General features: G+C 44.8%; 30 protein-coding genes. 10 read left to right on the forward strand and 20 right to left on the reverse strand.

From position 1 onward, the window contains the following. Nucleotides 1-13: 13 nt before the first annotated feature. Genes purC through dapA form a run of 3 tightly spaced genes read right to left on the reverse strand, consistent with a single transcriptional unit; the run spans nucleotide 14 to nucleotide 2,621 of the window. On the reverse strand, nucleotides 14-730 hold the full coding sequence (gene purC, locus AC0VYI_RS13680; RefSeq protein WP_199475851.1) for a phosphoribosylaminoimidazolesuccinocarboxamide synthase: 717 nt from the start codon (nucleotides 728-730) through the stop codon (nucleotides 14-16). Nucleotides 731-765: 35 nt separating this feature from the next. After that, a complete protein-coding gene (locus tag AC0VYI_RS13685) occupies nucleotides 766-1,746 on the reverse strand; it encodes a hypothetical protein (protein WP_475443550.1) in 981 nt (326 codons plus the stop codon). Further along, nucleotides 1,746-2,621, reverse strand: coding sequence for a 4-hydroxy-tetrahydrodipicolinate synthase (gene dapA, locus AC0VYI_RS13690; RefSeq protein WP_199475853.1), 876 nt, complete (start codon nucleotides 2,619-2,621; stop codon nucleotides 1,746-1,748). The genes AC0VYI_RS13685 and dapA overlap by 1 nt, the downstream gene beginning before the upstream one ends. A 193-nt stretch (nucleotides 2,622-2,814) precedes the next feature. Between dapA and bcp the strand changes: the two genes are divergently transcribed. Next, a complete protein-coding gene (gene bcp, locus AC0VYI_RS13695; RefSeq protein WP_199475854.1) occupies nucleotides 2,815-3,264 on the forward strand; it encodes a thioredoxin-dependent thiol peroxidase in 450 nt (149 codons plus the stop codon). Nucleotides 3,265-3,357: 93 nt separating this feature from the next. On the opposite strand, the gene AC0VYI_RS13700 is transcribed toward bcp, so the two are convergent. Further along, nucleotides 3,358-4,251, reverse strand: coding sequence for a choline sulfate utilization transcriptional regulator (locus AC0VYI_RS13700; protein ID WP_475443552.1), 894 nt, complete (start codon nucleotides 4,249-4,251; stop codon nucleotides 3,358-3,360). Between the two features lie 131 nt (nucleotides 4,252-4,382). Here AC0VYI_RS13700 and betC point away from each other — a divergent pair, with 131 nt between their 5' ends. From betC to tnpC, 5 genes are all read left to right on the forward strand, one after another. After that, complete coding sequence (gene betC, locus AC0VYI_RS13705; RefSeq protein ID WP_475443554.1) at nucleotides 4,383-5,906, forward strand: choline-sulfatase; 1,524 nt, start codon at nucleotides 4,383-4,385, stop codon at nucleotides 5,904-5,906. Between the two features lie 54 nt (nucleotides 5,907-5,960). Then, entirely contained in the window at nucleotides 5,961-6,914 is a 954-nt protein-coding gene (choX, locus tag AC0VYI_RS13710; protein WP_475443556.1) for a choline ABC transporter substrate-binding protein, read from the forward strand. Between the two features lie 127 nt (nucleotides 6,915-7,041). Next, the gene (gene tnpA / locus AC0VYI_RS13715) at nucleotides 7,042-7,326 is read left to right on the forward strand and encodes an IS66 family insertion sequence element accessory protein TnpA (protein ID WP_475443557.1); all 285 of its coding nucleotides are present in this window, start codon (nucleotides 7,042-7,044) and stop codon (nucleotides 7,324-7,326) included. Then, the gene (tnpB, locus tag AC0VYI_RS13720) at nucleotides 7,326-7,670 is read left to right on the forward strand and encodes an IS66 family insertion sequence element accessory protein TnpB (protein WP_067021190.1); all 345 of its coding nucleotides are present in this window, start codon (nucleotides 7,326-7,328) and stop codon (nucleotides 7,668-7,670) included. The genes tnpA (AC0VYI_RS13715) and tnpB (AC0VYI_RS13720) overlap by 1 nt, the downstream gene beginning before the upstream one ends. A gap of 26 nt (nucleotides 7,671-7,696) precedes the next feature. Then, on the forward strand, nucleotides 7,697-9,316 hold the full coding sequence (tnpC, locus tag AC0VYI_RS13725; protein WP_475443559.1) for an IS66 family transposase: 1,620 nt from the start codon (nucleotides 7,697-7,699) through the stop codon (nucleotides 9,314-9,316). A gap of 23 nt (nucleotides 9,317-9,339) precedes the next feature. On the opposite strand, the gene AC0VYI_RS13730 is transcribed toward tnpC, so the two are convergent. Then, nucleotides 9,340-9,501: a hypothetical protein gene (locus AC0VYI_RS13730; RefSeq protein ID WP_475443561.1), complete on the reverse strand. Its 162-nt coding sequence runs from the start codon at nucleotides 9,499-9,501 to the stop codon at nucleotides 9,340-9,342. A 26-nt stretch (nucleotides 9,502-9,527) separates the two neighbouring features. Then, nucleotides 9,528-9,812 carry an IS66 family insertion sequence element accessory protein TnpB gene (tnpB, locus tag AC0VYI_RS13735; RefSeq protein ID WP_475443562.1) on the reverse strand — a complete coding sequence of 95 codons (285 nt, stop codon included), beginning with the start codon at nucleotides 9,810-9,812 and terminating at the stop codon, nucleotides 9,528-9,530. Nucleotides 9,813-10,025: 213 nt separating this feature from the next. Between tnpB (AC0VYI_RS13735) and istA the strand changes: the two genes are divergently transcribed. Next, a complete protein-coding gene (istA, locus tag AC0VYI_RS13740; protein ID WP_475443430.1) occupies nucleotides 10,026-11,558 on the forward strand; it encodes an IS21 family transposase in 1,533 nt (510 codons plus the stop codon). A gap of 9 nt (nucleotides 11,559-11,567) precedes the next feature. Beyond that, a complete protein-coding gene (gene istB / locus AC0VYI_RS13745; RefSeq protein WP_475443432.1) occupies nucleotides 11,568-12,308 on the forward strand; it encodes an IS21-like element helper ATPase IstB in 741 nt (246 codons plus the stop codon). Nucleotides 12,309-12,310: 2 nt separating this feature from the next. Here istB and AC0VYI_RS13750 read toward each other — a convergent pair whose 3' ends face one another. The 5 genes from AC0VYI_RS13750 to AC0VYI_RS13770 all read right to left on the reverse strand — a co-directional run bounded on the left by AC0VYI_RS13750 (nucleotide 12,311) and on the right by AC0VYI_RS13770 (nucleotide 15,482). Then, a complete protein-coding gene (locus tag AC0VYI_RS13750) occupies nucleotides 12,311-12,469 on the reverse strand; it encodes a hypothetical protein (protein WP_475443563.1) in 159 nt (52 codons plus the stop codon). Beyond that, entirely contained in the window at nucleotides 12,469-12,753 is a 285-nt protein-coding gene (gene tnpA, locus AC0VYI_RS13755) for an IS66 family insertion sequence element accessory protein TnpA (protein ID WP_475443565.1), read from the reverse strand. The genes AC0VYI_RS13750 and tnpA (AC0VYI_RS13755) overlap by 1 nt, the downstream gene beginning before the upstream one ends. 210 nt (nucleotides 12,754-12,963) lie before the next feature. Then, complete coding sequence (gene queF, locus AC0VYI_RS13760) at nucleotides 12,964-13,779, reverse strand: NADPH-dependent 7-cyano-7-deazaguanine reductase QueF (protein WP_475443567.1); 816 nt, start codon at nucleotides 13,777-13,779, stop codon at nucleotides 12,964-12,966. 10 nt (nucleotides 13,780-13,789) lie between these two features. Continuing rightward, nucleotides 13,790-14,563 carry an ABC transporter permease gene (locus tag AC0VYI_RS13765; protein WP_199475859.1) on the reverse strand — a complete coding sequence of 258 codons (774 nt, stop codon included), beginning with the start codon at nucleotides 14,561-14,563 and terminating at the stop codon, nucleotides 13,790-13,792. Nucleotides 14,564-14,567: 4 nt separating this feature from the next. Beyond that, nucleotides 14,568-15,482: an ABC transporter ATP-binding protein gene (locus tag AC0VYI_RS13770; protein WP_475443569.1), complete on the reverse strand. Its 915-nt coding sequence runs from the start codon at nucleotides 15,480-15,482 to the stop codon at nucleotides 14,568-14,570. 59 nt (nucleotides 15,483-15,541) lie between these two features. On the opposite strand from AC0VYI_RS13770, the gene AC0VYI_RS13775 reads away from it, so the two are divergent. After that, nucleotides 15,542-15,949, forward strand: coding sequence for a PA2817 family protein (locus AC0VYI_RS13775; RefSeq protein WP_199475861.1), 408 nt, complete (start codon nucleotides 15,542-15,544; stop codon nucleotides 15,947-15,949). A 37-nt stretch (nucleotides 15,950-15,986) separates the two neighbouring features. Here AC0VYI_RS13775 and fabF read toward each other — a convergent pair whose 3' ends face one another. The 7 genes from fabF to AC0VYI_RS13810 all read right to left on the reverse strand — a co-directional run bounded on the left by fabF (nucleotide 15,987) and on the right by AC0VYI_RS13810 (nucleotide 21,128). Next, the gene (gene fabF, locus AC0VYI_RS13780) at nucleotides 15,987-17,225 is read right to left on the reverse strand and encodes a beta-ketoacyl-ACP synthase II (RefSeq protein ID WP_199475862.1); all 1,239 of its coding nucleotides are present in this window, start codon (nucleotides 17,223-17,225) and stop codon (nucleotides 15,987-15,989) included. A gap of 103 nt (nucleotides 17,226-17,328) precedes the next feature. Continuing rightward, on the reverse strand, nucleotides 17,329-17,562 hold the full coding sequence (gene acpP, locus AC0VYI_RS13785; protein ID WP_067017871.1) for an acyl carrier protein: 234 nt from the start codon (nucleotides 17,560-17,562) through the stop codon (nucleotides 17,329-17,331). A gap of 137 nt (nucleotides 17,563-17,699) precedes the next feature. After that, the gene (gene fabG / locus AC0VYI_RS13790) at nucleotides 17,700-18,434 is read right to left on the reverse strand and encodes a 3-oxoacyl-ACP reductase FabG (protein ID WP_199475915.1); all 735 of its coding nucleotides are present in this window, start codon (nucleotides 18,432-18,434) and stop codon (nucleotides 17,700-17,702) included. A 66-nt stretch (nucleotides 18,435-18,500) separates the two neighbouring features. Further along, nucleotides 18,501-19,424: an ACP S-malonyltransferase gene (fabD, locus tag AC0VYI_RS13795; protein ID WP_475443571.1), complete on the reverse strand. Its 924-nt coding sequence runs from the start codon at nucleotides 19,422-19,424 to the stop codon at nucleotides 18,501-18,503. Beyond that, a complete protein-coding gene (locus AC0VYI_RS13800; protein WP_475443573.1) occupies nucleotides 19,421-20,374 on the reverse strand; it encodes a fatty acid synthesis protein in 954 nt (317 codons plus the stop codon). Before AC0VYI_RS13800 ends, fabD begins: the two co-directional genes overlap by 4 nt. A gap of 11 nt (nucleotides 20,375-20,385) precedes the next feature. Then, entirely contained in the window at nucleotides 20,386-20,565 is a 180-nt protein-coding gene (rpmF, locus tag AC0VYI_RS13805; protein WP_013661159.1) for a 50S ribosomal protein L32, read from the reverse strand. 11 nt (nucleotides 20,566-20,576) lie between these two features. Then, nucleotides 20,577-21,128 carry a YceD family protein gene (locus AC0VYI_RS13810; protein ID WP_475443574.1) on the reverse strand — a complete coding sequence of 184 codons (552 nt, stop codon included), beginning with the start codon at nucleotides 21,126-21,128 and terminating at the stop codon, nucleotides 20,577-20,579. Nucleotides 21,129-21,244: 116 nt separating this feature from the next. On the opposite strand from AC0VYI_RS13810, the gene AC0VYI_RS13815 reads away from it, so the two are divergent. After that, nucleotides 21,245-21,835, forward strand: a complete 591-nt coding sequence (locus AC0VYI_RS13815; protein ID WP_475443575.1) for a Maf family protein — start codon at nucleotides 21,245-21,247, stop codon at nucleotides 21,833-21,835. Nucleotides 21,836-21,890: 55 nt separating this feature from the next. On the opposite strand, the gene AC0VYI_RS13820 is transcribed toward AC0VYI_RS13815, so the two are convergent. Both AC0VYI_RS13820 and AC0VYI_RS13825 read right to left on the reverse strand, forming a co-directional pair. After that, nucleotides 21,891-22,829, reverse strand: a complete 939-nt coding sequence (locus tag AC0VYI_RS13820) for a patatin-like phospholipase family protein (protein ID WP_475443577.1) — start codon at nucleotides 22,827-22,829, stop codon at nucleotides 21,891-21,893. Between the two features lie 11 nt (nucleotides 22,830-22,840). After that, complete coding sequence (locus AC0VYI_RS13825; RefSeq protein ID WP_233407674.1) at nucleotides 22,841-23,617, reverse strand: DUF4892 domain-containing protein; 777 nt, start codon at nucleotides 23,615-23,617, stop codon at nucleotides 22,841-22,843. Between the last annotated feature and the right edge of the window lie 14 nt (nucleotides 23,618-23,631).

Here is a 23,631-nt window from a genome sequence, read left to right on the forward strand (position 1 = left end):
ACGTCACCAAGCGTTAGGCGTCAAAATCAATACCAATACGACGACCTACGTCTTCGTATGCCTCAATGACACCACCTAACCCTTGACGGAAACGATCTTTGTCTAATTTTTCTTTAGTTTTGGCATCCCATAAACGGCAGCCGTCTGGAGAGAACTCATCGCCTAAAACAACTTCTCCCTTAAACAGACCAAACTCTAACTTATAGTCAACCAGCATCATGCCACCATCAGCAAACAATGCTTTTAAAACATCATTTACTTTAAAGGTAAGCTCTTTTGCTTTTGCCAAATCACTGGCCTTTGCCCAACCAAAAGCCTCAACATGAGACTCGTTGATCATGGGGTCGCCAAGCGCATCATTTTTCAAGAAAAGCTCGAAGGTTGGTTTCGTTAGGACAAGCCCTTCTTCCACCCCAAGACGACGACACAAACTGCCTGCCGCTACGTTACGGACAACGCACTCTATTGGCATCATATCAAGGCGCTTAACAAGGCTTTCTGTGTCACTTAACAATTTTTCAAAATGCGTTGGAATGCCAGCTTCTTGCAACTTTGTCATGATGAAAGCATTGAACTTATTGTTCACCATGCCCTTACGGTCAAGCTGTTCAATTCTTTTACCATCAAATGCTGACGTATCATCACGAAACAGCAGAACCATCTTGTCAGGGTCATCTGTTTCAAAGACAGATTTGGCTTTACCTGCATATAGCTCTTGTCGTTTTTCCATTGGAGAATCTCCGGTTTTTGCTGTGAGGGTTAATCTTATTTCGCTATAAAGCGTTGCACCAATTGGAACGACGCCAATTCGGGATCCGTCACTTTAGACGCATCGATCACTAAAAACTTACCATCCCGCTGGGTTTGTATTTTATACGGAAACGTCTGTTCATCCAGTTGCATACTAGACTGAGTGTCTTGCTTATCAATCGCTAACATATTTGGTTGACCATCAACAAAATGTAACCCTGCCGCTTTTATTTGAGCCGCCACATCTGTCGTTGTTTTAAGGTGAACGGCGAAAATCCCTCTGTGATCCACCCAAATTGGAAATGGCGAGTTTTCACCGCGCTGAGAAAGATAGGCGGACGCTTCACTGATTTGGCGGCCCAAATTACCCCACAAACGCACAGCATCAGTATAGCGTTTAGGATCTTTCTCTGGGCTTAGCCAAGATGTTACATCCTTACCTTGCTCTTGCTGCTTAAACTGCATTGATACAATCGTGTCATTACCAGAAGGTTTAAAGGTAAAGGCGAAGACCGTTTTTTCAGGAAAATTGCGGGTAAAGGTACTAGCAACTGATGCCCAAAAACCTTCTTTCTCAAATTCAAAGGGAACACTGATTATTTTATTGTCTTTATCCCTTGCTATGGCATCCCCCTGACCATGCAAAGCCCCTAAAAAGCCCTTGATCATCTCTTTGGTTTTATCCAACCCAGCAGGCACATCAAAGACCATCCGGTCAGGCTCGCTAGAAACGGGGATTTTAGTCATTGGGTAGAAGATAAAAGGGGCTCTAGGCGTAACAAATTTCCCTGTTTTTTTAATATCAGGGATTTCGCTTGCATTAGGAATCACCAAGTCATCGCGCACTTGAAGCGAACCCGGTGGCTCTTGCAATTTAGTGGTGTTGGAAACGGCATATTGATAATCGTTCGTATGATTGGTCAATATGGAGCTACAGCCAGACATTGCCAATGCTAGTACACCAGCACTGGCCAGTTTAAAAGAAGTATTTTTCATTAAAGGATTCCTGCTTGAACCATCGCTTGTTTCACTGCTTCATGATGGGCTGCCGACAGTTCTGTCAAAGGCAAACGAATGCCTGTACCACACAATCCCATTTGAGCACAGGCCCATTTAACAGGAATTGGATTGGATTCGACAAACAGATTCATATGCAAAGGTGAAATGGTTTGATCAATTTCATGAGCGCCTTGAGCGTCTCCTGCTATCGCCAACTCTGCCGCTTTAGCAACCGCTTTAGGAGCAACATTCGCCGTCACAGAAATATTCCCTTTGCCACCCAATAGCATCAAACCTACTGCAGTAGGATCATCACCTGAATAGACAAAAAAATCGCTCGGCACAGCTTCAATGAGGGCTTTACCTCTTTCCAAATTACCTGTTGCATCTTTAATGCCAACGATATTGGGAAGACGAGATAAACGTACTACCGTCTCATTTTGCATATCGCAAGCGGTACGACCCGGTACATTATACAGAATCTGCGGAATATCAACGGCTTCGGCAATGGCCTTGAAATGCTGAAAAAGCCCTTCTTGAGTCGGTTTATTGTAATATGGCGTCACTAATAGACATGCGTCTGCACCAGCTTCTTTGGCTTGGCGTGTTAAATCAATGGCTTCGTGTGTGGAGTTCGCACCCGTTCCGGCAATCACCGGAATCCGGCCATTCACGGTTGCAATCACTTGGCGGATAACATTGGCATGCTCTTCATGAGTCAATGTGGAAGACTCACCTGTCGTGCCAACAGCAACAATGCCGTGAGTTCCTTCTTTAATATGAAACTCAATCAGATCATCTAACTTTTTTGCGTCAACCGCTCCATCTGATGTCATAGGGGTAATGAGAGCGACTAAACTGCCTGTGATCATTTTGAGCCTCCAATTAATTATAAGCGTGCATATAGTACCGTTCAGACTAAGGTTTAACAATCATTCAGGGACGTAAAGCACGAGTAAATTACAAGGAAGCGATTTTTGAGGGGGATTTTTCTCTCGACTGTTGATAAGCTAATAATATTAAGAGATTTTTTACCTTAACCATAACGGAACCGGAGATGAAAGTATGTCACTAAAAGTTGGCGATATTGCCCCTGACTTCTTAGCAAGAGACCAACACGGCGAAAACATCACCCTAAGCCAATTTAAAGGCAAAAAGGTGATTTTATATTTTTACCCAAAGGACTCCACGCCTGGTTGTACTGCTCAGGCTTGTAACTTGCGCGATAATTACGAAGAGCTGCTGGAAAAAGGCTATGTGGTTCTGGGTGTCAGCACAGACAGTGAAACACGCCATCAAAACTTTATCGCTAAAAACGAACTCCCTTTCTCTTTAATTGCCGATACTGAGCGAGTAGTACATGATCTCTATGGCACATGGCAGCTTAAAAAATTCATGGGACGTGAATTTATGGGGACGGTTCGTACCACGTTTGTTGTTAATGAAAAAGGTGTCATTAGCAAAATCATTGAGAAAGTGAAGACAAAAGACCACACTGCTCAAATTTTAGACTAATTTTCACTATGCCTGCCATTTCCTATGGGACGTCTTACGACGTTCCATAGCCTCAACAAAACTAGCACCTTAAGAATCATCGCGACTGTCGCTTTAGGCTTTGAGCCAATCTAGAAAGTCCTTAGTAGAATCTGATGGCACATGATGATTAGACTGCACAATGTGGTATCCGTTATTAGACTCTACGGTAAAATGGGGCAAAGCGACCAATACGCCACTTTTTATATAATCATCCAACAGAGGTGACCAACCAAGACCAATCCCCTGTCCTGAAATAGCAGCTTGCACCAAAAGGGTATAATTATCAAACTCCATCACAGAATCAGATGGTTGCCATTGGGCACCATGCAAATGAAAAAGTTGCTCCCAATCCATCCATTTTTGACTTATATCTGCATTCAATTTCAGCAAAGGCGCCTTTACCATATCGGTAAGAACCGTAAAACCAGAAAACTCCTCAAACAATTTTGGACTACACACTGGATAGACTTTTTCGGACAACAACTTTTCCGACCGGTACCCTTGATAAACCCCTTCACCAAATAAAATTGCCACGTCCGAATCCATTGAAGGCAAATCCGTCCCTGACTGGGATGTTTGTATGCGAATATCAATCTCTTTATGCAAGCCTCGAAATTCTGGCAACCGTGGCATCAGATAAAAAGCAGCAAAAGCAAAATCAGTGACCACAGTAATTCGACGCGGCGCGGATTTTTGCTTGATTTTTTGCAAGACTTCTCGCAAATCTCGCAAACTTGACTGTGTCGTTTTTAGCAAAATATGACCAGCATCTGTTAACACCACACCACGATAGATGCGCTCAAACAAAGCCACCCCAAGAGATTTCTCTAAAGCCCGTATCTGCTGACTTACCGCTGGCTGGGTGGTGCCCAACTCGTGGGCAGCAGCGGTAAAACTCAGCAACCTCGCCGATGCCTCAAAAACGACAAGCCATTGCAGTGGCGGCAACTCTGAATCCATTAACATAAGTAATACTTATCCCATGCATAATATTTTAGTCAGTTTACAGGGCATTTTTCATAGCGCAACCTAATAAGATCTTATCCAACACGAGACCATTAACGCTTACTTTAGCACTCACTCCATTAGAGGTAGTTATGACAACAAAGCAACCGAATATTCTTTTTATTATGGCAGATCAAATGGCCGCCTCAGCACTGTCGGTATATGGCCATCCCATTGTCAAAACCCCCCACTTAGACAAGCTCGCCAATGAAGGAGTCGTCTTTGATTCCGCCTATTGTAATAGCCCTTTATGCGCACCTTCTCGTTACACGTTAATGACGGGGCAATTACCAAGCAAGATAGGGGCATACGATAACGCCGCCGACTTTCCTGCCGACATTCCCACCTTTGCACACTATCTGCGGGCGCAAAATTACCAAACAGCTCTATCTGGTAAAATGCATTTCTGCGGACCCGATCAACTCCATGGCTTTGAAGAAAGACTGACAACTGATATCTACCCTGCCGACTATGGCTGGTTTCCAAACTGGGATGACTTAAAGACTCGACCTACCTGGTACCACAATATGTCCTCTGTCACACAAGCAGGACCTTGCATAAGAAGCAATCAGTTAGATTTTGATGATGAAGTGGCGTTTCATGCCCAACGTTATCTTTTTGACTACGTTAGAAGCAACCAAGATAGGCCTTTTTGTCTCACTGTCTCTATGACACACCCACATGATCCTTATGCCATTGCGCAAGAATACTGGGATAGATACAAAGATGAAGAGATAGACCTACCGAAAGTCACCATTAGCAAAGCCGATCAGGATCCGCATTCGGCCCGCCTACAAGCAGTTTATGCCTATCATGATCAAGACATTAGCGAACAGCAAATACGCAATGCCCGACGGGCATATTACGGCGCCATTAGTTATGTAGATGATAAAATTGGCCTACTGCTCAAAACACTCCAAGACACTGGCTTAGATGACAACACCATCATTGTCTTTTCTGGAGATCATGGTGACATGCTGGGCGAACGCAATCTTTGGTATAAAATGTCTTTCTTTGAAGGCTCAGCTCGAGTCCCCATGATTGTTCACGCACCAAAGCATTTCAGCGCTAAGCGGGTCAAAGAGTCCGTCTCGACCATGGACCTGTTGCCTACCTTTCTAGATATTGCCACCAACTGCCAAGACCACACCTATGCCATGCCCATTCAAGGTCAAAGCTTGATGCCTCACTTAAAAGGACTTGAAGGTGGGCATGATGAGGTGATTGGAGAATACTTTGGCGAAGGCACCATTGCACCACTCTTTATGATCCGCCGTGGACAATACAAATACATCTACTGTCAAGCCGACCCAGAACAGCTATTTGACTTAGAAAATGACCCTCAAGAACTTACTAATCTCGCAACAAACCCTGGCTTCAGTGACCAGCTCAATACCTTTAGACAGGAAGCCATCGGTCGTTGGGATTCAGATAAGTTGACCCAAGAGGTTTTAGTCAGTCAACGACGTCGTCGACTTATTGTCAAATCGATGAATACTGGCAAAAAAACACCCTGGGATCATCAACCTATTTTTGATAGCAGTGAAATGTATATGCGCAACCACATTGACTTGGATGTCTTAGAACAACGTTCGAGATTTCCAAAAGTATCATAACCCTCTAATAACTATAAATAACGAAAGCAAATATCAACACACAGGAGCAGCCCAATGATAACATCACCAATTACCAAACGATTACTGGTCGCCGCAGCTAGCTCAGCACTGCTTATCAGCTCTAGTATGGCCTTCGCTCAAGAGCCAAAGCAATGTCAGGACGTCACATTAAGTGACCCAGGCTGGTCAGACATTGGTGCAACGAACGGTATTACGACCACGTTATTGCAAGCAATGGGTTACAAAACGAATGTTTTTCTACTCAGTGTACCAGTTACCTATGAAAGTATTAGAAACGGTAAAATTGATGTATTTATGGGAAATTGGATGCCTGCTCAATCAGCTTTTATGAAGAAATTCAAAGGCAGCATTGACGTAGTGAAAACCAATTTAGAGGGTGTAAAGTTCACATTAGCCGTGCCTGACTATGTCTATAAAGCTGGGGTAAAAGACTTCTCCGATTTACATAAATTTGCTGATAAGTTCCATCGAAGAATTTATGGTATTGGCGCTGGCTCACCAGCCAACCAAAAACTGCAAAAAATGATCAATACCAATGATTTCGATTTAGGAAAATGGCAACTCGTGGAATCTGGTGAGCAAGCCATGCTATCTCAAGTGGCTCGAACCATCAAAAGAGATAAGTTTATCGTTTTCTTAGCGTGGGAACCGCACCCAATGAACATTAGGTTCCACTTGAAATACTTAAGCGGTGGCGATAAATATTTTGGCCCTAATTATGGCAGCGCAACGATTCATACAGTCACTCGCAAGGGCTACTCAAAAAGTTGCCCTAATGTGGGGAAATTGCTCAGCAATCTCAAATTTAGCTTAAACATGGAAAACCAAATCATTGCCGATGCAAAGCAGAAGAATCAAAAATCTCGCGTGGCTGCAGAAAACTGGATAAAAGCGCACCCTAAAATATTAACCCAGTGGCTTCAAGGTGTTACTACTTTTAGTGGTCAACCGGCTCTTCCAGTCGTTAAGAAAGAATTGGGACTCTAACACACTCAACCATCATAAAACGCATCCCCTTCGTAAGCGTTCATTCTACGCCGTTATTTCATCCCATCTTTTTGCACTCTAAACTGGACTCCGTTTTCATCTCATCACCGATAACGGAGTCCAACCCATGACCAAACCCTATACCCGTCGTTCTTCTTCTGAATGGCAACAAATCATTGACGATCAAGCCGAGTCTGGCTTATCCGCCCCTCAATACTGCGAACAGCATCAGGTGAGTTACGCCAGTTTTAGTAAATGGCGTCAGCATTTTTCGGGAACTAAAGCCTCGCCAGATTCTAGTCACTCAGACTTTATCGATCTCAGTCAGGTGCCCACTCTCTCAGGTACTGGACGTTGGAACATTACCTTGTGTTTAGGTGATGGTGTTGAGCTTCGATTGAGTCGTGACTGATGTTCCTGCCCGATCCCAATGCTAAAATTTGGTTGCATACCCAACCCACAGATATGCGTAAATCCTATCGTGGCTTATTAGGGCTGATCAAACAACACCTCAAAGAAAACCCACTCATCGGGTATTTTGTCTTCATTAACCGGCGCAAAACCCAGATGAAAATCCTCTATTTTGACACCTCTGGTTATTGCATTTGGTGTAAACGACTGTCGCAGGGGCAGTTCAATTATGCGTCATCAGAAAACGCTAAACACGCCCTAAGTGTGATTGAATTGCAGCACCTCTTAGCGGGCATAAAAGTCGAAAAATATCGTCAATTTAAACGCTACAAGCGAGCATCATGACAAGTTGGATGGTATAATCCAACCCCATGAATGACGCCACTTACCGACCTATTTTACCCTTCAAAAACATCGACTTGCTTCACACGAATGAGGTCGAAAAACTGCGTGCTGAAAACGAAGCTATGTCTTCAAGAATCCGCCAATACGAAGCGGAAGTGCACATGCTAAAGCGTGAGTTATTTGGGCCGAAAAGCGAACGTCGTACCTTACTCACACCAGATCAACAAGCCCTCGCTGATATCGTGGGTCCGATGTCAGCCGAACCAACCCGCGTAGAAGAAGAGTCTATCGTTGAGAAGGACAAACCTGAGTCTGCCAATGTTCGTGGCAAAGCGCCCAAGTTTCGTAAAGGCAATGAAATTAACATCACCGGATTGCGTTTTGATGAGTCTATACCGGTTCGTGAAAAGGTTATCTTAGCGGACGAATTACAAGGCCCCAATGCGCACGAATACGAAGAAGTCGGCTTCAAAGACGTCAGCCGCATCGTACAAAAAACCAGTGCCTATGAAGTCGTCATCACCAAACGTCAGGTGGTGAAGCACAAAACCAGTAAACAGCTCATTACCGCGCCACAGCCGGATCTGATTTTTGACAGTTCCCTCGCGGATGTGAGTTTTATCGTTGGCTTACTGGTTAATAAGTTCTTGTATCACTTACCCCTTTATCGTCAACACCAACAGCTTAGCGCTTCCGGCATCACCCTCAGTCGTGCAACGCTCACAAACCTCACCAAACGCGGGATCGAACTGTTACGACCCATTGTGGTAGAGCAACTGATTAGTGTGCTGGACAGCAAGGTACTGGCCATGGATGAGACACCGATAAAAGCCACCCGCCAGCCTGGGGTAGGCAACCAACCCGGCAAAATGAAGCAAGCGTATTTTTGGCCCATCTATGGCGAGCAGGACGAAGTGGTGTTTACCTTCTCCCAAAGCCGTGGCATGAAACACATCCAAGACTTACTGGATCATGTTTGGCAGGGTACCTTACTGACCGATGGTTATGCCGCTTACAGTCGTTACGAAGCCACCTCACCGGAGGTCACTCATGCTCAGTGTTGGGTGCACATGCGTCGTCAGCTACTGAAAGCCGAAATGGAAGAAACCGAGGCCGTCACCCACGCGCTGAACCTGATTGCCGCCTTGTACCAGTACGAAAGCCATATCAAACAGAAAGGTTGGTCAGATGAGAAAAAACAAGATTACCGAGTGCAACACAGTAAGCCCTTAGTGGATCAATTTTTTGCCTTCTGCGAAGAACAAACCCAACGGGCTGACCTATTACCAGACGATACCTGGATGAAAGCGTTGAACTACACCTTAAAGCGCAAACGCCAACTGATGGTCTTTTTGGAAAATCCAAACGTTGCCATGGACACCAACCACCTAGAGCGAGAGATAAGACCCATCCCAATGGGTAAGAAGAATTGGCTCTTCTGTTGGACAGAACTGGGCGCCGAACATGTCGGCATCATCCAAAGCTTGATCAGCACCTGCAAGCTGCACGACATCGACCCCAACGTCTACCTGACGGATGTCCTACAACGAGTCAGCCAGCATCCAGCCAAAGACATCGCGGACTTAACACCAATACGATGGAAGCAACTGTTCGCAGACAACCCGTTGAAATCGCCCTTACTCTGAGTCAGTGGCTATCAATGATAGCCCTAGAATGAACGCTTACGCTTTAACAGGCGAACTTCCGCTTCATATTGGCGGATAGTGACAGACATGGCCTCGACTTCGGCACGTAACTTATCGACCTCATTCGTGTGAAGCAAGTCGATGTTTTTAAACGGTAAAATAGGTCGATAAGAGGCATCATTCATAGGGTTGGATTATACCATCCAACTTGTCATGATGCTCGCTTGTAGCGTTTAAATTGACGATATTTTTCGACTTTTATACCCGCCAACAGATGCTGTAATTCCAGTGTACTGAGGGCGTATTTATCGTTCGCTGATTCTTGGTAATGGAACTGACCTTGAGCCAAGCGTTTGCACCAAATGCAGTAACCCGAGGTGTCAAAATAGAGAATTTTCATCTGCGTTTTGCGTCGATTAATGAACACAAAATACCCGATGAGTGGGTTCTCTTTGAGGTGTTGTTTGATCAGCCCTAATTGCATATACCGGAGCAATCCGGACACCCATTCCGATATAACTCGGACACCCATTCCGTTTTTATCCGGACACCTATTACGCTCTAAACCGGACACTTTTTGGCTTTCCCCGGAATCCCTGTCCGGATTAGCGTAAACCCTGTCCGGATTCACCGGAATCCCTTCGTTTTCTCTTTTAAATCAATCGCTCACTACACTTGGTTACACCTAATACGTTGCCAGGAAGTGATCATGACCAGAAAGAGAACCTCAATGACCAATATTAAAGAGATTTTGCGTCTCAAACATGAGTGCCATTTATCCACGCGGCAGATTGCTTCTTGTTTGAATGTCGGCCGCTCTACCGTGTCCGATGTCCTGACTCGTTTCAAACAAAGTGACTATTATTGGCCCCTTGCCAGTGACGTTTCCGATACCGATCTGTCTAAAGCGCTGTATCAAGAAAAACCGGCTAATCGCCTGAAAGTGATGCCGGACTTTGCGTACTTTTTTATCGAACTCAAGCGCAAAGGGGCGACGAAGCAATTGTTGTGGGAAGAATATGTTGCCGAGCACCAAGAGCGCACTTATGGCTACAGCCAGTTCTGCGAGTACTTCCGTCGTTGGCTCGCCACACAAAAACGCAGTATGCGTCAACTCCATACCGCAGGTGACAAGTTATTCATTGATTATTGCGGACCGACTATCCCGATCGTCAATCCGGAAACGGGCGACGTTCGCCACTCACAAGTGTTTGTCGCCACACTGGGAGCGTCTAACTACACCTACGTTGAAGCCAGCGAAAGTCAAAAGCTGGAGCATTGGCTACAGTGTCACGCCAATGCGTTTGAACACTTCGGTGGCGTTCCCGCTTTATTGGTGCCAGACAACTTAAAAGCTGCCGTGACAAAAACAGATCGTTATGAGCCGAAACTCAACGACAGTTATCGTCAGTTAGCGCATCACTATCAAACCGCCATTATGCCGGCTCGTCCCTATAAACCCAAAGACAAAGCCAAGGCCGAAAATGCGGTTCTGATTGTCGAACGCTGGATCATGATGCGCCTTCGTCATCGCACCTTCCATACCCTAAGAGAGCTGAATAATGCGGTTCGAGAGCTGATGAACGCTCTGAACCAACGGCCGATGCAAAAGATTGGCGTGAGTCGCCAAGCCCTTTTTGACACCCTCGATAAACCCGCGTTGAAACCGTTACCGATGCAGAAGTATGTCTACACAGAACATAAACGCGCCAAAGTGGGACCGGATTACCACATTGAGTACGCAAAGCATTATTACTCGGTACCGCATCAGCTTGTGGGTCAATATGTGACGCTGGAAGCGACGTCGCAGATCATACAAATCTTCCATCAAGGTCAGCCCGTCTCGTCTCACCCAATCAGCCGAAAAGACTATGGTCTGAGCACCCACATGGAACATATGCCGAGCCATCATCAACATCAAAAATGGTCACCAGAACGCTTAATCGGATGGAGCAAGCAGATTGGTGTCGCCACCGAAAACGTCATCAAACAACAGATCCTGTCCAAAGCCCATCCAGCCCAAGCCACTCGTCGCTGTCTTGGCATACTGAGTCTCGCGCGCAAACATGGGGATGTCCGCCTAGAGCAAGCCTGTCAGGATGCCTTACTGGTCAACAAACCTTCTCTGCGCTTTATCCGAAATCTGCTCGATCATCATCGGGAAGGCACACTGTCTCTTCCTTCTGACTCGACACCCGACACCCCGCACAGCAATGTTCGCGGGCCACACTGCTACCACTAGGAGAACAACATGAATCACCTGACTGAACAACTCAAAATGCTGCGACTGAGTCATGCCGTTACCGCGTTAGAACAACAACGAGAACAGTTAACCACCTATGGAGAACTGGACTTCGAGCAACGTCTCACACTGCTCCTTGACAGTGAGCTGCTAGGCAGAAATCATGGCAAAATCGAACGGCTCAAACGACAAGCAAAACTGCGCGTAGAAGCCAGCGCCAGCCAACTACTCTACAAAGAAGGGCGTGGACTAAAGCGCATCCAACTAGGAGAACTGTTGACAGGAGGTTACCTGCAAAAGCATCAAAATATCCTCATCACAGGCCCAACGGGCGCGGGCAAAACCTATGTTGCCTGCGCCCTTGCCTCACAGGCGTGCGAGCAACTTTATAGCGTTCGCTATCTGCGCCTGAGTCGACTGCTGGATGACCTCAGCCTTGGCCGCTTAGACGGCACCTATCAAAAACAACTTGCCGCCCTCGCCAAAAAGCAGCTGCTGATACTCGATGACTGGGGGATGGAAAAACTCAGTGCCGATCATGCAGGCCATTTATTAGAGCTTTTAGAAGATCGTTACCAAACCAGCAGCACGATCATGATCAGTCAACTGCCAGTGAAAGAGTGGTACAACATGATAGGCAATGCCACGGTTGCGGACGCTTTACTGGACCGTTTAATCCACAACAGTCACCGCATAGAACTAGGAGGAGAATCGATGAGAAAACTGGCGCAATCCGGACACATGGAGTAAAACTAGAGACTGAGAAAATGAAGAGAAAAAGGTGTCCGGATTAAAACGGTACCGGTGTCCGGAATCAGCGGAATATGCACTAATAAGCCACGATAGGATTTACGCATATCAGTGGGTTGGGTATGCAACCAAATTTTAGCATTGGGATCGGGCAGGAACATCAGTCACGACTCAATCGAAGCTCAACACCATCGCCTAAACACAAGGTAATGTTCCAACGTCCAGTACCTGAGAGAGTGGGCACCTGACTGAGATCGATAAAGTCTGAGTGACTAGAATCTGGCGATGCTTTAGTTCCCGAAAAATGCTGACGCCATTTACTAAAACTGGCGTAACTCACCTGATGCTGTTCGCAGTATTGAGGGGCGGATAAGCCAGACTTGGTTTGATCATTAATGATTTGTTGCCATTCAGAGGAAGAGCGGCGGATATAAGGCTTGGTCATGGGTTGGACTCCGTTATCGGTGATGAGATGAAAACGGAGTCCAGTTTAGAGTGCGAAAAGATGGGATGAAATAACGGCGTAGAATGAACGCTTACTCCCCTTCAACCCACGCTCGAAATAAGATAATCAGGTGCGTACACAACCCAAAAAGCCACCTTGTCATTCCTGAACAAGGTGGCTTTTTGATCTACTAGCTATATGAGCAACAACCTACTGTCTTGTCAGGCGATCATTACCCAATACCAACGGCATAGAAGAGCGGTATGGATTAATATCCAATCCTCCACGGCGAACATAACGAGCATACACAATCAAACTTTCAGGCTGACACTGTCGCATAATGTCAATATAGATGCGCTCAACACATTGCTCATGAAAATCCGTGTGCTCACGAAAAGACACAATGTATTTTAATAAGCTCTCATGATCAATTTGTGGCCCTTTATAATCAATAAACACAGATCCCCAATCAGGCTGGTTCGTCACAGGACAATTTGATTTTAGCAAATGACTGACTAAACGTTCTTCAACGATGCCAGTGTCCCGATCAAGCGTCAGTAGATTAGCATTGGGATGGTATTCATCAATCTCAACATCCAGCTCATCAATACAATAGTCAGGTGTGAGCACGACAAGAGACGACATGGAGTCGACTTCTTGTAGAATCACCGTCACAGCAGCACCAGCGGCATTGGATAGATCCTTCTCCAAGACCGACTGAACCTCTTCTTGTGAACCATAACGCATCTGATTCAAAGAATTTAAATACAATTTAAACGATTTCGACTCAATAATATTAGGTGAATCGCAAGGCAAACGAAATTCAGCCAATGCAACAATCGGCTTGCCTTTACTGTTTAACCATGAGACTTCATAAGCGTTCCAAACATCTTCGCCATAGAAAGGAAGGCGCTCAGAGGCGACGCCCATTTCCTTCCATTTATCAACTCGAGCAATGGGATAAAGCAACCCTGGATCGTATTCAGAAACGTATTCAGTTTGCTGACCTAAGGGTAAAGTGCCCATATTTATTTCCTCAACTTCTAATGCCTTTGCCTTTATTAAGCAAATGCAAACCAAATGTAAACAATACTACGATAAAAATGCCAACAATCACTAACGCCATGTATACATTAATATCAGAAACGCCAAGAATACCGTATCTGAAAGCATTTACCATATAAAGAACAGGATTTAGAAGCGATACATGCTGCCAGAAGCTAGGTAATAAGTCGATCGAATAAAAAACCCCTCCCAAATAGGTCAACGGGGTCAAAATAAACGTCGGCACAATAGAAACATCATCAAAGTTTCTTGCGTATATAGCATTCACAAATCCGCCTAGGGAAAACATAATAGCCGTTAAGCACACCACTGCAATCGTTAAAAATAAATTTTGTAAATGTAGATGAGTAAAAAACAACGACAAGATTGTCACAATACCCCCTACAAACAGGCCACGAGCCACACCACCTAACACATACCCCACCAAAATAACCCAATTAGGGGTCGGTGATACCAGTAGTTCCTGAATACTATGCTGAAACTTTGCAGAGAAGAATGAGGACGATACATTCGAATAAGAGTTGGTAATCACAGACATCATAATCAAACCAGGCACAATGTACTGCATATAGCTAAAGCCACCCATTTGACCAATTCGACTACCGATCAAATTACCAAAAATAGCGAAATACAAAGACATGGTAATCGCTGGCGGTAATAAAGTTTGTGGCCAAATACGAGTGAAACGACGTATTTCACGACGCAAAATAGTATAAAAGGCGATAAAAATTTCCGAATTAGACATACAATTAACCTTTAATCAATTTGACGAAGAGCTCTTCGAGACGATTCGATTTATTTCTCATACTGATCACATTAACGCCAATCTCATCCAGTGCTTTAAAAATATGATTAATCGACTGCCCTTTGATCACCTCTACTTCAATAGTAGATAAGTCCTTGCTCAGTTTTGTTGTATAGCCATCAACATGCCAGTCGTCACTCACTGATTGATCAAGGTCTAAAATAAACGTTTCTTGATTCAGGGTTTTTAGTAACGCCTTGACGCTAGTATTCTCAACAATTTGCCCGCTATTGATAATGGCAATATTACGACACAATTGCTCAGCCTCTTCTAAATAATGGGTAGTCAGAATGATTGTCGTGCCCTGCTCATTAAGATTTTTGATAAACTCCCACATAGAACGTCGTAGCTCAATATCAACACCCGCCGTTGGCTCATCCAAAATAAGCACTTCAGGCTCATGAACCAGCGCACGAGCAATCATCAAGCGTCGTTTCATCCCACCTGACAGCATGCGCGACTGGTCATTTCTTTTGTCCCATAGATCCAATTGCTTTAAATATTTTTCAGCCCGCTCTTCAGCAACTCGGTTACTGATTCCGTAAAAGCCAGCCTGGGTCACAACAACATTAAAAACGGTCTCAAATACATTGAAGTTAAATTCTTGAGGCACGACACCAAGGTACTGTTTCGCCTTAGCAAAATCTTTATCGATATCGGCCCCAAAGATAGACACTTTCCCTGAGGTCTTGTTTACCAGAGAGCACAAAATACCAATGGTTGTGGATTTGCCCGCCCCATTAGGACCAAGCAGCGCAAAAAAATCGCCCTTTTCGACATTAAGGTTTATTCCCTTAAGGGCTTCAAATCCACCTTCATAACGCTTTTTAAGATCACTTATTTCAATTGCATATGTCATAATGGTATATCTCGTTAGGCTATAGCCAACTTAATCGTTACATTTAAATAGGTTTTTACGTGGAATCTCGCAATCAATATATTCTTAACGCTTTTACAGAACTACGCCAACGCATCGCTGAACACGACCCATTCAATAGAGAAGATCTGGCCGAAGAAGAAGTTGATTTTCTTGAAAAATGGGACCAATTAGAGCCCAATATAGAAGCGAACAGCGTAGACTATATATTTGACGCACAGGAGCTACTATCACGCTTTATTCGTTGCTATCCCAACCTAGTCCCTCTCATTAAAAGAGAGCTACTTTGGTTTGTTGGAGGCGAATGTTTGCATTTCCTAGGGGATGAAGAAATTTCGCTTTATCAACATCTTGAAGAACACCTCTATGAATTAGATTCACAAGGCAAAACTTACAATATTTCAAAAGAAATCAGCGTACTCAGAGGTGACTTAACACAACGACATTAACAAACGCTTCAGGGCAGTTGCGCTGCCCTGATTAAAGTCACACTCGCTTAAACACAAGCGTCCCATTTGTACCGCCAAAACCAAATGAATTATTCAACACCACATCAATTTTACGCTTTTGTGGGGTCGAAGCCACATAATTCAAGTCACACCCTTCACTTGGATCCTCTAAGTTTATTGTGGGCGGTGCTACCTGATCACGGATGGCTAAAATAGAAAAAATCGATTCTACAGCCCCCGCTGCCCCCAATAAGTGTCCGATCATCGATTTAGTTGAACTGATTGCCACATCCGATGCATCAGTCCCCATCAATAATTTTACAGCTTGTGTTTCCGCCAAATCACCTGCCATCGTTGAAGTACCATGGGCATTGATATAATCCACTTCGTGAGAAGCGATACCAGCATCTTTGATGGCCGCATTCATGGCAGCAAATGCCCCTTCTCCCGTTTCTGGGGGAGCCGTAATATGATAACCATCATCACTCATGCCAAAGCCCGCCAACTCGGCATAAATAGTCGCACCACGAGCAACAGCATGCTCATATTCTTCAAGCACCAAAATCCCGGAACCATCCCCCATCACAAAACCATCACGATCTTTATCCCACGGACGACTTGCCGTCTTAGGGTCGTCGTTACGAGTCGATAAGGCTCGTGCCGCACCAAAACCACCAATACCCAACGGTGTAATGGCCATTTCAGCCCCTCCAGCCAACATTACATCTGCATCCCCATAGGAAATCATCCTAGCGGCCATGCCAATGTTGTGAGTCCCCGTTGTACATGCTGTCACAATGGATATATTCGGCCCTTTAAAGCCAAATCGTATCGCTACATGACCTGAAATCATATTAATGATGGCACCCGGCACAAAAAAAGGTGAGATACGTTTAGGCCCAGATGCTTTTAAAAGGTCAAGGTTTTTTTCTATCATCGGCAAACCACCAATGCCAGACCCTATAGCACAGCCCACGCGAGTCAAATCCGCTGTTTCTGCATTCAACTTAGCATCCTCTATAGCCTGTACCGCAGCGGCAATACCATATTGAATAAAAAGATCCATTTTACGGGCTTCTTTAGCGCTCATATATTGAGTCACATCAAAGCCTTTCACCTGAGCTGCAAAACGCGTAGAAAATTGGCTGGCGTCAAAAGAAGCAATATCAGAGACACCACTTTTCCCTTCCAACACATTATCCCACGTATCTTTTACATTGTTGCCAAGGGGTGTCACCATTCCCATTCCAGTGACGACGACTCGACGACGCGACATAGGATTCCTCCGAAAATAGCCCTAAACCTTCAGGGACTTATTAATAAGAAAAGCCGCTGTAACGAATACAAGCGGCTTTTCGGGAAACTCAATTCACTGAAAATTACAAGTTAGCGTTAATGTAGTCGTTCGCTGCTTGCACTGTAGTGATTTTTTCAGCTTCTTCATCAGGAATTTCAGTATCAAATTCCTCTTCAAGAGCCATAACCAATTCAACAGTATCTAGGGAATCGGCACCCAAATCATCAACAAAAGATGCTGAAGGGACAACCTCTTCCTCTTTAACACCAAGCTGTTCGCATACGATTTTTTTAACGCGTTCTTCAATGCTACTCATTAGAAGTTCCTACTTTACTCGTTAATAGCTCATTTTGAGCAATATTATAATGTTCGACAACCTAAACTAAAAGGCGTGATTCTCAACATGAACCGGAGACGTATTTTCGTTGAATTAAATATAAAATTCAACTCAAATTACGACATATACATGCCACCATTGACATGTAATGTTTCACCGGTAATGTAAGCTGCGCCATTAGACGCTAAAAATGCGACAGCCGCCGCGATTTCTTCTGGTTGACCAAGACGCGAAGCTGGTACTTTTGATACTAAATTCGCTTTATGCTCTTCAGGAAGCACCTTAGTCATATCCGTTTCAATGAATCCAGGAGCAACACAGTTAACAGTGATGCCTCGAGACCCAATTTCCGCCGCCAAAGAACGACTAAAACCTTCTAGTCCTGCCTTAGCTGCAGAGTAATTAGACTGTCCGCCGTTACCCATAGAACCAACGACCGAACTAATGCTAATAACACGACCAAATTTTGCCTTGGTCATGCCACGCAAGCAAGCTTTTGTGACACGAAAAACAGATGTTAGGTTAGTATTAATTACTTGATCCCATTCATCTTCTTTCATGCGCATCATTAGGTTATCACGAGTTATCCCCGCATTGTTAACCAAAATTGTAGGCGCGCCATATTCTGCGTTAATTTCTTTGATTACCGCATCAACAGATTCGCTAGACGCAACATCTAACACCCAGCCTTTGCCATTTTCACCAAGATATTCGCTAATGCTTTGAGCACCAGACTCGCTTGTCGCGGTTCCGATGACCGTCGCACCTTGCTGAACAAGAGCAATAGCAATGGCTTTACCAATGCCTCGCGTTGCTCCTGTTACCAGTGCAATCTTGCCTTCCAGACTCATCATTGTCTCCAATTTTCGATTTACTTAGTTGCTATATGGTACTAAAAAATCTTCTCACAACCCCAATTACGCAGAAATTGCAGCCTCAAAGCCACTTAAATCCCCTAAGGATGAAGCCGCCATGCCTTTAACAATGCGCTTATTCAAGCCACATAAAACCTTGCCAGGGCCGCACTCCAAGGTCGTTTTCACCCCCAACCCAGCCAGTAGTTCAATGGATTGAGTCCACAATACTGGCTCACTCAATTGAGACACCAAATTGGCTTTAATTACTTTAGCATCAGATACCGCTTGCGCACTGAAGTTTTGCACCAAAGTACAAGTTGGCTCATGGAATTCGATTGAAGCAAGTTTCTCCGCCAACTTTTCACCAGCCGGCACCATCAACTCACAATGAGATGGCACACTGACAGGGAGAGGCAGTGCACGTTTTGCTCCCGCTTCTTTAGCATGAGCCATTGCTTCTTCAACCGCCTTCACATGACCTGCAATCACTACCTGGCCTGGAGAGTTAAAATTCACCGCGCTGACAACACCAGTCGCCGCTTGACAAGCCGCTATGACCTCATCGTCCCCTAAGCCGATGATTGCCGCCATTGCCCCTTCACCAGCAGGGACGGCATCTAGCATGTATTCTCCACGTAGTTTAACGAGTTCAACCGCCCCCAAAAAGGTAATAACACCAGAACATACTAATGCGGAATATTCACCCAAACTATGACCTGCAACATAAGCAGGCTTTGGACCACCTTGTTGTTCCCACAAACGCCACAAAGCAACACTGGCAGTTAACAAAGCGGGTTGTGTTTTATCGGTTTGATTTAGCTTATCTGCATCGTTTTGAACAAGGTCCCATAAATCATAACCAAGCACTCCTGACGCTTCCGCGAAGGTCTGACCAATAATGTCATACTTTTCAGCTAAATCCGCCAACATGCCCAACTGCTGGGAACCCTGCCCAGGAAAAACAAAAGCTAACTCATTACTCATTTAGACTCCTCATTATCAAGTCGCGCTGCGATAGCCTTAGCTAAATTCACTTGCGCAATATCAATTCCGTACTCTATCGCCCCGATCATGGCCGCTAAATCCGACCCACCGTGACCCTTTACCAAATTACCGTTCACACCCACAAGGCAAGCCCCATGTCGACGCTTAGTTTGGTAAAACGTCTCGAACAACGATTGATCGCCACCTTGTTCCTTCAGCTGCTTCATCAGAAAAGACAACAATCCCTCTGACGCTTTTAGCACAGCGTTCCCTACCATGCCATCACATACAATGACATTTTTCTCACCATGGAACAGCTCACTTCCTTCTGCGTAGCCTAAATAGATAGGCCATGTTTTGCCAGAAAGCAATGTGTCTGCTTGACGAATGACAGAACTGCCTTTCGTACTTTCCACTCCAACATTCAGTAAACCGACCTTCGGCACTTCGTTACTCAATACTTCAACATATGCCGCACCAAGCTGCGCAAACCCCTCTAGCATTGACGGTGGACAATGAACATTTGCCCCCAAGTCCACTAAACAACGTAGCGGCTCAGCGTGCAACTCGCGAATCAATGCGGGATACAACTTAGGACGAATTACACCTAACAAATGTCTTGCCAGAGCAACCACCGCTCCGGTATTCCCAAAGGTCACCACCACATCCGCCTTACCGCCCTGCAAACTCGCAATGGTTTGATACAAGGTGCTGTCCCGACGTTTAAACAAAGACAAGACAATATCATCCTCTGCACGGATTTCATCCAAGCAAGGCACAAGCACTAATCGACTATGATGAGTTAGAGGGATACATTCTGACGTTAAGTGAGAAGAGTAGTAGAGAGTAATTTCTACATTAGGATACTGAGAAAGCACCTCAAGTGCGCTTTCAAATGCAATGCGGGGACCTAAGTCCCCGCCCATAGCGTCTAAAGCTACCCTGATCATGGGTATCTTAGTTACTCACCTTTAGGGGTGATAACTTGACGACCACGGTAGAAACCGTCTGCAGAGACGTGGTGACGACGGTGAAGTTCACCAGTAGTCTGTTCTACAGATAGAGTTGCACTTGTCAAAGCGTCATGAGAACGGCGCTGGCCGCGACGTGAACGTGTCACTTTACTTTTTTGTACTGCCATTTTTGGAGCTCCTAACTTTTACTTGGCTTAAAATTAGCCAATATACTAAATGGATTCGGTTTTTGTTCGTCATCCGGTGCGTCATCGGTAGACGAGGCATACTTTAAAGCTGTTGGGTTGCAACCACTTTCTTCATGATAGGCGACAATAGGCAAAGCGAGTATAATTTCTTGCTCCACCATGTCTGCCAAGATTATTTCACCATCGGTCATGACAACAGGGTCATAATCACTCGGTATATTTTTCGCGTGTTCTTCGTCATAAACGAAAGCAAGCGACAAATCGACCGTCAGTTCCTGTGAGACCATCTCCATACAACGTTGACAAACAACCTGAACAACGGTCTTCAGAGAACCTGTAGCAATGTAGCGCCTATCTTCATCAACTCTAAAGTCTAGATGAATAAACGCATCACCCTCATCCGACGCCAAGACAGCACAAAGCTCCTTAAGCTGGTTAAGGGGTAAGTACCCTTCAATCGCTGACTCATGGTGAGCGTATTTGCGAGGGTCAAAATATTTAGGTAATGAGTCATTCAACATGGCGGCAAATAATATGGACAAGTGTCCGTCTTGTCAAAGTCTAAGTGCATTCAAAGGCCTTTTTTTCACTGTTTTTCACTTTCAAGCTGAAAAAAACGTAAAATAACGCTCTTCTCTAATCAACTAGCGATTTTTTTATGACCAAAAAACTCATTCTCGGCTCATCATCCCCTTATCGTCAAGCCTTATTAGAACGACTCAATTTAGCATTTCAGTGTCACTCACCCGACATTGACGAAAGCCCAAAAGAACAGGAAACACCAGAGCAATTAGTTAAACGCCTAACCACGCAAAAAGCACAAGCCGTTTACCAAGACTTAAACCATCACGACCTTCTCATTATCAGCTCCGATCAAGTTGCCGTATTAGACAATCATATTCTAGGCAAACCACATACTGTGGAAAATGCTATCGCGCAATTATTACGCTTTAGTGGACGAAAAGTCACTTTTTTAACCGGGCTAGGTGTTTTGGCTTCAGACACAATGACGTATTCCTATACACTCAACGAATATCATGTATATTTTCGAGAACTTAACCAAGAAGAAGTCGCCCGTTATGTCAGCATAGAGCAGCCTTTGGATTGTGCGGGCAGTTTTAAATGTGAAGGGTTGGGAGTCGCCCTCTTTGAAAAAATGGAAGGCGATGACCCTACCAGCCTAATCGGCCTACCTTTAATTACTCTCTGTAAAATGTTGCGCCAACACGGTATTTCGCCTTTCTCTTAAGGCAAGAGACTGAAAAGCGGGAGACAAGACACCTCAAAAGGGTTGTCTTCCCTTATCACACCCCTTTAGGAAAAGAGAAATGAATGGGGTTTTCAGAGGTAAGCTCTTTCAACGCTTTCACCGTTACCTCGTAACCAAACTCTATCAGCTCAGTGGCGCGCCAGAACTCATAAAAACCAGAAAGATCTTTAGGAATGGAAATCAACAAATTGGGGGAATACCCTGCCAGCTTGTACTGAGCCAAAGATTCTTGCATGGTTTCAAACATCATATTAACGGTTTGAATTCGCCCCCAGCTGGTTGCATTACTTTTGCGCCCCAAGCTTGCTGAGGGAGCTTTCGGCTCCTCCTCATCGGATTTATGACGACCAAACAATCCTTTAAAGGTTGACCACCATTCAGGCGTATTACTCTGCTCGACCAAAGACTCAGAGGTTAATTCTTGCGCAGGGCCATTAAGGTCCACAGCAACCAAATAATCCGCACCAGCCAACACTGTTGGAATGATCGGTAAAGGGTTTAACACCCCACCATCCACATACACTCGCCCATTCAGTTCAACAGGCGACACAATAGAAGGAATTGCAGAAGAAGCACGCATTGCATCAACGAGATCCCCTTTTTGGAACCAAAACTCTTTTTGATTGAGAAGATCTACCGCAACAGACGTAAAAGGAATCGGCAACGACTCAATAGTAGGACGACCGATAATATCTTCAATCACCTTAAAAAAACGATCCCCTTTAATATAAGCCCCATTTCGAAATGACATATCCAACATGCGAAGCACTCGCACTTTATCTAAAGAAGTCGCCCATTCCGAAAAATCAGATAACCGCCCCGCCGCATACACCCCACCAATGATCGAACCAATAGAGCAGCCAGAAACACTGATAATCTCATAACCATGATCTTCAATCGCATTTATGACACCAATATGCGCATACCCTCTTGCTGCGCCACTGCCCAGCACCAAAGATACTGTTTTCTTCATACTCACAAGCCTTAGGGTAAAATATAAACAAAGGAAACACGATCCTGACCAAGCGACGTTCGTCCCATATCAGCCACATTAATAAAGCGCACTTTAGCCTGTAATCTCTCGCCGATCCCTAGTTGTATCTGTTTAATAAACTGATCCCCTCGAGACAAGGCACTATACCCTGCTTCAGCCTTACTGGAGACATACCCCACAACATGTTGACTCGGCAACAAATCGCTCAAAAAACGACGAATTCTTGGAATATCCTGGACATCAAACTGTGCTGCCACCTCAAAATCCGCCTTACCGGTTGCATTGGTAGAAATATCGCTTATCCATACCATTATGTCACCGGCACCACGTTGATTAATATACAGCACTTGATAATCCCCAAGACCATCCTGCAATGACATCAACATTTGATTATCATCAGCACCATACAACAAATACTGCTTAAAAAAATTATTAGCCCATGCATTACTGCTGCCACAGTTACGACCATCACATTCAAACAACAGGCGCCTATCTCCCTTGAGCATCACGGATTTGTAATAAGCCAATACACTGCTTAAGGGTTCATTTCGATTAATTTTATACAAGGAGTAACTATTTTCACCTTTCACCCGAATCACTGACTCTGGTTCCCAGCCACGACCAGATCGACGAATCTTTCCTAAGGGTACTTCAATTAAAGACACGTCATCAGTACCACTTTTTACTAACTGAGCCCCTCGGTAAGGCTCAATATTCGCTAAATCCGCCAACGCGATGCTACTCACCAACATTGAACATGCAATCATAACTTTCTTAAAAT

This window comes from Marinomonas sp. 63XJN7_9_ISO-PGPR-S23-217, assembly GCF_056173515.1.

What these genes read in the sequence shown, in the direction of transcription:
- purC (WP_199475851.1), bottom strand. Translation starts at nt 730, where the DNA reads ATGGAAAAACGACAAGAGCTATATGCAGGTAAAGCCAAATCTGTCTTT.
- AC0VYI_RS13685 (WP_475443550.1), bottom strand. Translation starts at nt 1,746, where the DNA reads ATGAAAAATACTTCTTTTAAACTGGCCAGTGCTGGTGTACTAGCATTG.
- dapA (WP_199475853.1), bottom strand. Translation starts at nt 2,621, where the DNA reads ATGATCACAGGCAGTTTAGTCGCTCTCATTACCCCTATGACATCAGAT.
- bcp (WP_199475854.1), top strand. Translation starts at nt 2,815, where the DNA reads ATGTCACTAAAAGTTGGCGATATTGCCCCTGACTTCTTAGCAAGAGAC.
- AC0VYI_RS13700 (WP_475443552.1), bottom strand. Translation starts at nt 4,251, where the DNA reads ATGTTAATGGATTCAGAGTTGCCGCCACTGCAATGGCTTGTCGTTTTT.
- betC (WP_475443554.1), top strand. Translation starts at nt 4,383, where the DNA reads ATGACAACAAAGCAACCGAATATTCTTTTTATTATGGCAGATCAAATG.
- choX (WP_475443556.1), top strand. Translation starts at nt 5,961, where the DNA reads ATGATAACATCACCAATTACCAAACGATTACTGGTCGCCGCAGCTAGC.
- tnpA (WP_475443557.1), top strand. Translation starts at nt 7,042, where the DNA reads ATGACCAAACCCTATACCCGTCGTTCTTCTTCTGAATGGCAACAAATC.
- tnpB (WP_067021190.1), top strand. Translation starts at nt 7,326, where the DNA reads ATGTTCCTGCCCGATCCCAATGCTAAAATTTGGTTGCATACCCAACCC.
- tnpC (WP_475443559.1), top strand. Translation starts at nt 7,697, where the DNA reads ATGAATGACGCCACTTACCGACCTATTTTACCCTTCAAAAACATCGAC.
- AC0VYI_RS13730 (WP_475443561.1), bottom strand. Translation starts at nt 9,501, where the DNA reads ATGAATGATGCCTCTTATCGACCTATTTTACCGTTTAAAAACATCGAC.
- istA (WP_475443430.1), top strand. Translation starts at nt 10,026, where the DNA reads ATGACCAGAAAGAGAACCTCAATGACCAATATTAAAGAGATTTTGCGT.
- istB (WP_475443432.1), top strand. Translation starts at nt 11,568, where the DNA reads ATGAATCACCTGACTGAACAACTCAAAATGCTGCGACTGAGTCATGCC.
- AC0VYI_RS13750 (WP_475443563.1), bottom strand. Translation starts at nt 12,469, where the DNA reads ATGTTCCTGCCCGATCCCAATGCTAAAATTTGGTTGCATACCCAACCC.
- tnpA (WP_475443565.1), bottom strand. Translation starts at nt 12,753, where the DNA reads ATGACCAAGCCTTATATCCGCCGCTCTTCCTCTGAATGGCAACAAATC.
- queF (WP_475443567.1), bottom strand. Translation starts at nt 13,779, where the DNA reads ATGGGCACTTTACCCTTAGGTCAGCAAACTGAATACGTTTCTGAATAC.
- AC0VYI_RS13765 (WP_199475859.1), bottom strand. Translation starts at nt 14,563, where the DNA reads ATGTCTAATTCGGAAATTTTTATCGCCTTTTATACTATTTTGCGTCGT.
- AC0VYI_RS13770 (WP_475443569.1), bottom strand. Translation starts at nt 15,482, where the DNA reads ATGACATATGCAATTGAAATAAGTGATCTTAAAAAGCGTTATGAAGGT.
- fabF (WP_199475862.1), bottom strand. Translation starts at nt 17,225, where the DNA reads ATGTCGCGTCGTCGAGTCGTCGTCACTGGAATGGGAATGGTGACACCC.
- acpP (WP_067017871.1), bottom strand. Translation starts at nt 17,562, where the DNA reads ATGAGTAGCATTGAAGAACGCGTTAAAAAAATCGTATGCGAACAGCTT.
- fabG (WP_199475915.1), bottom strand. Translation starts at nt 18,434, where the DNA reads ATGAGTCTGGAAGGCAAGATTGCACTGGTAACAGGAGCAACGCGAGGC.
- fabD (WP_475443571.1), bottom strand. Translation starts at nt 19,424, where the DNA reads ATGAGTAATGAGTTAGCTTTTGTTTTTCCTGGGCAGGGTTCCCAGCAG.
- AC0VYI_RS13800 (WP_475443573.1), bottom strand. Translation starts at nt 20,374, where the DNA reads ATGATCAGGGTAGCTTTAGACGCTATGGGCGGGGACTTAGGTCCCCGC.
- rpmF (WP_013661159.1), bottom strand. Translation starts at nt 20,565, where the DNA reads ATGGCAGTACAAAAAAGTAAAGTGACACGTTCACGTCGCGGCCAGCGC.
- AC0VYI_RS13815 (WP_475443575.1), top strand. Translation starts at nt 21,245, where the DNA reads ATGACCAAAAAACTCATTCTCGGCTCATCATCCCCTTATCGTCAAGCC.
- AC0VYI_RS13820 (WP_475443577.1), bottom strand. Translation starts at nt 22,829, where the DNA reads ATGAAGAAAACAGTATCTTTGGTGCTGGGCAGTGGCGCAGCAAGAGGG.
- AC0VYI_RS13825 (WP_233407674.1), bottom strand. Translation starts at nt 23,617, where the DNA reads ATGATTGCATGTTCAATGTTGGTGAGTAGCATCGCGTTGGCGGATTTA.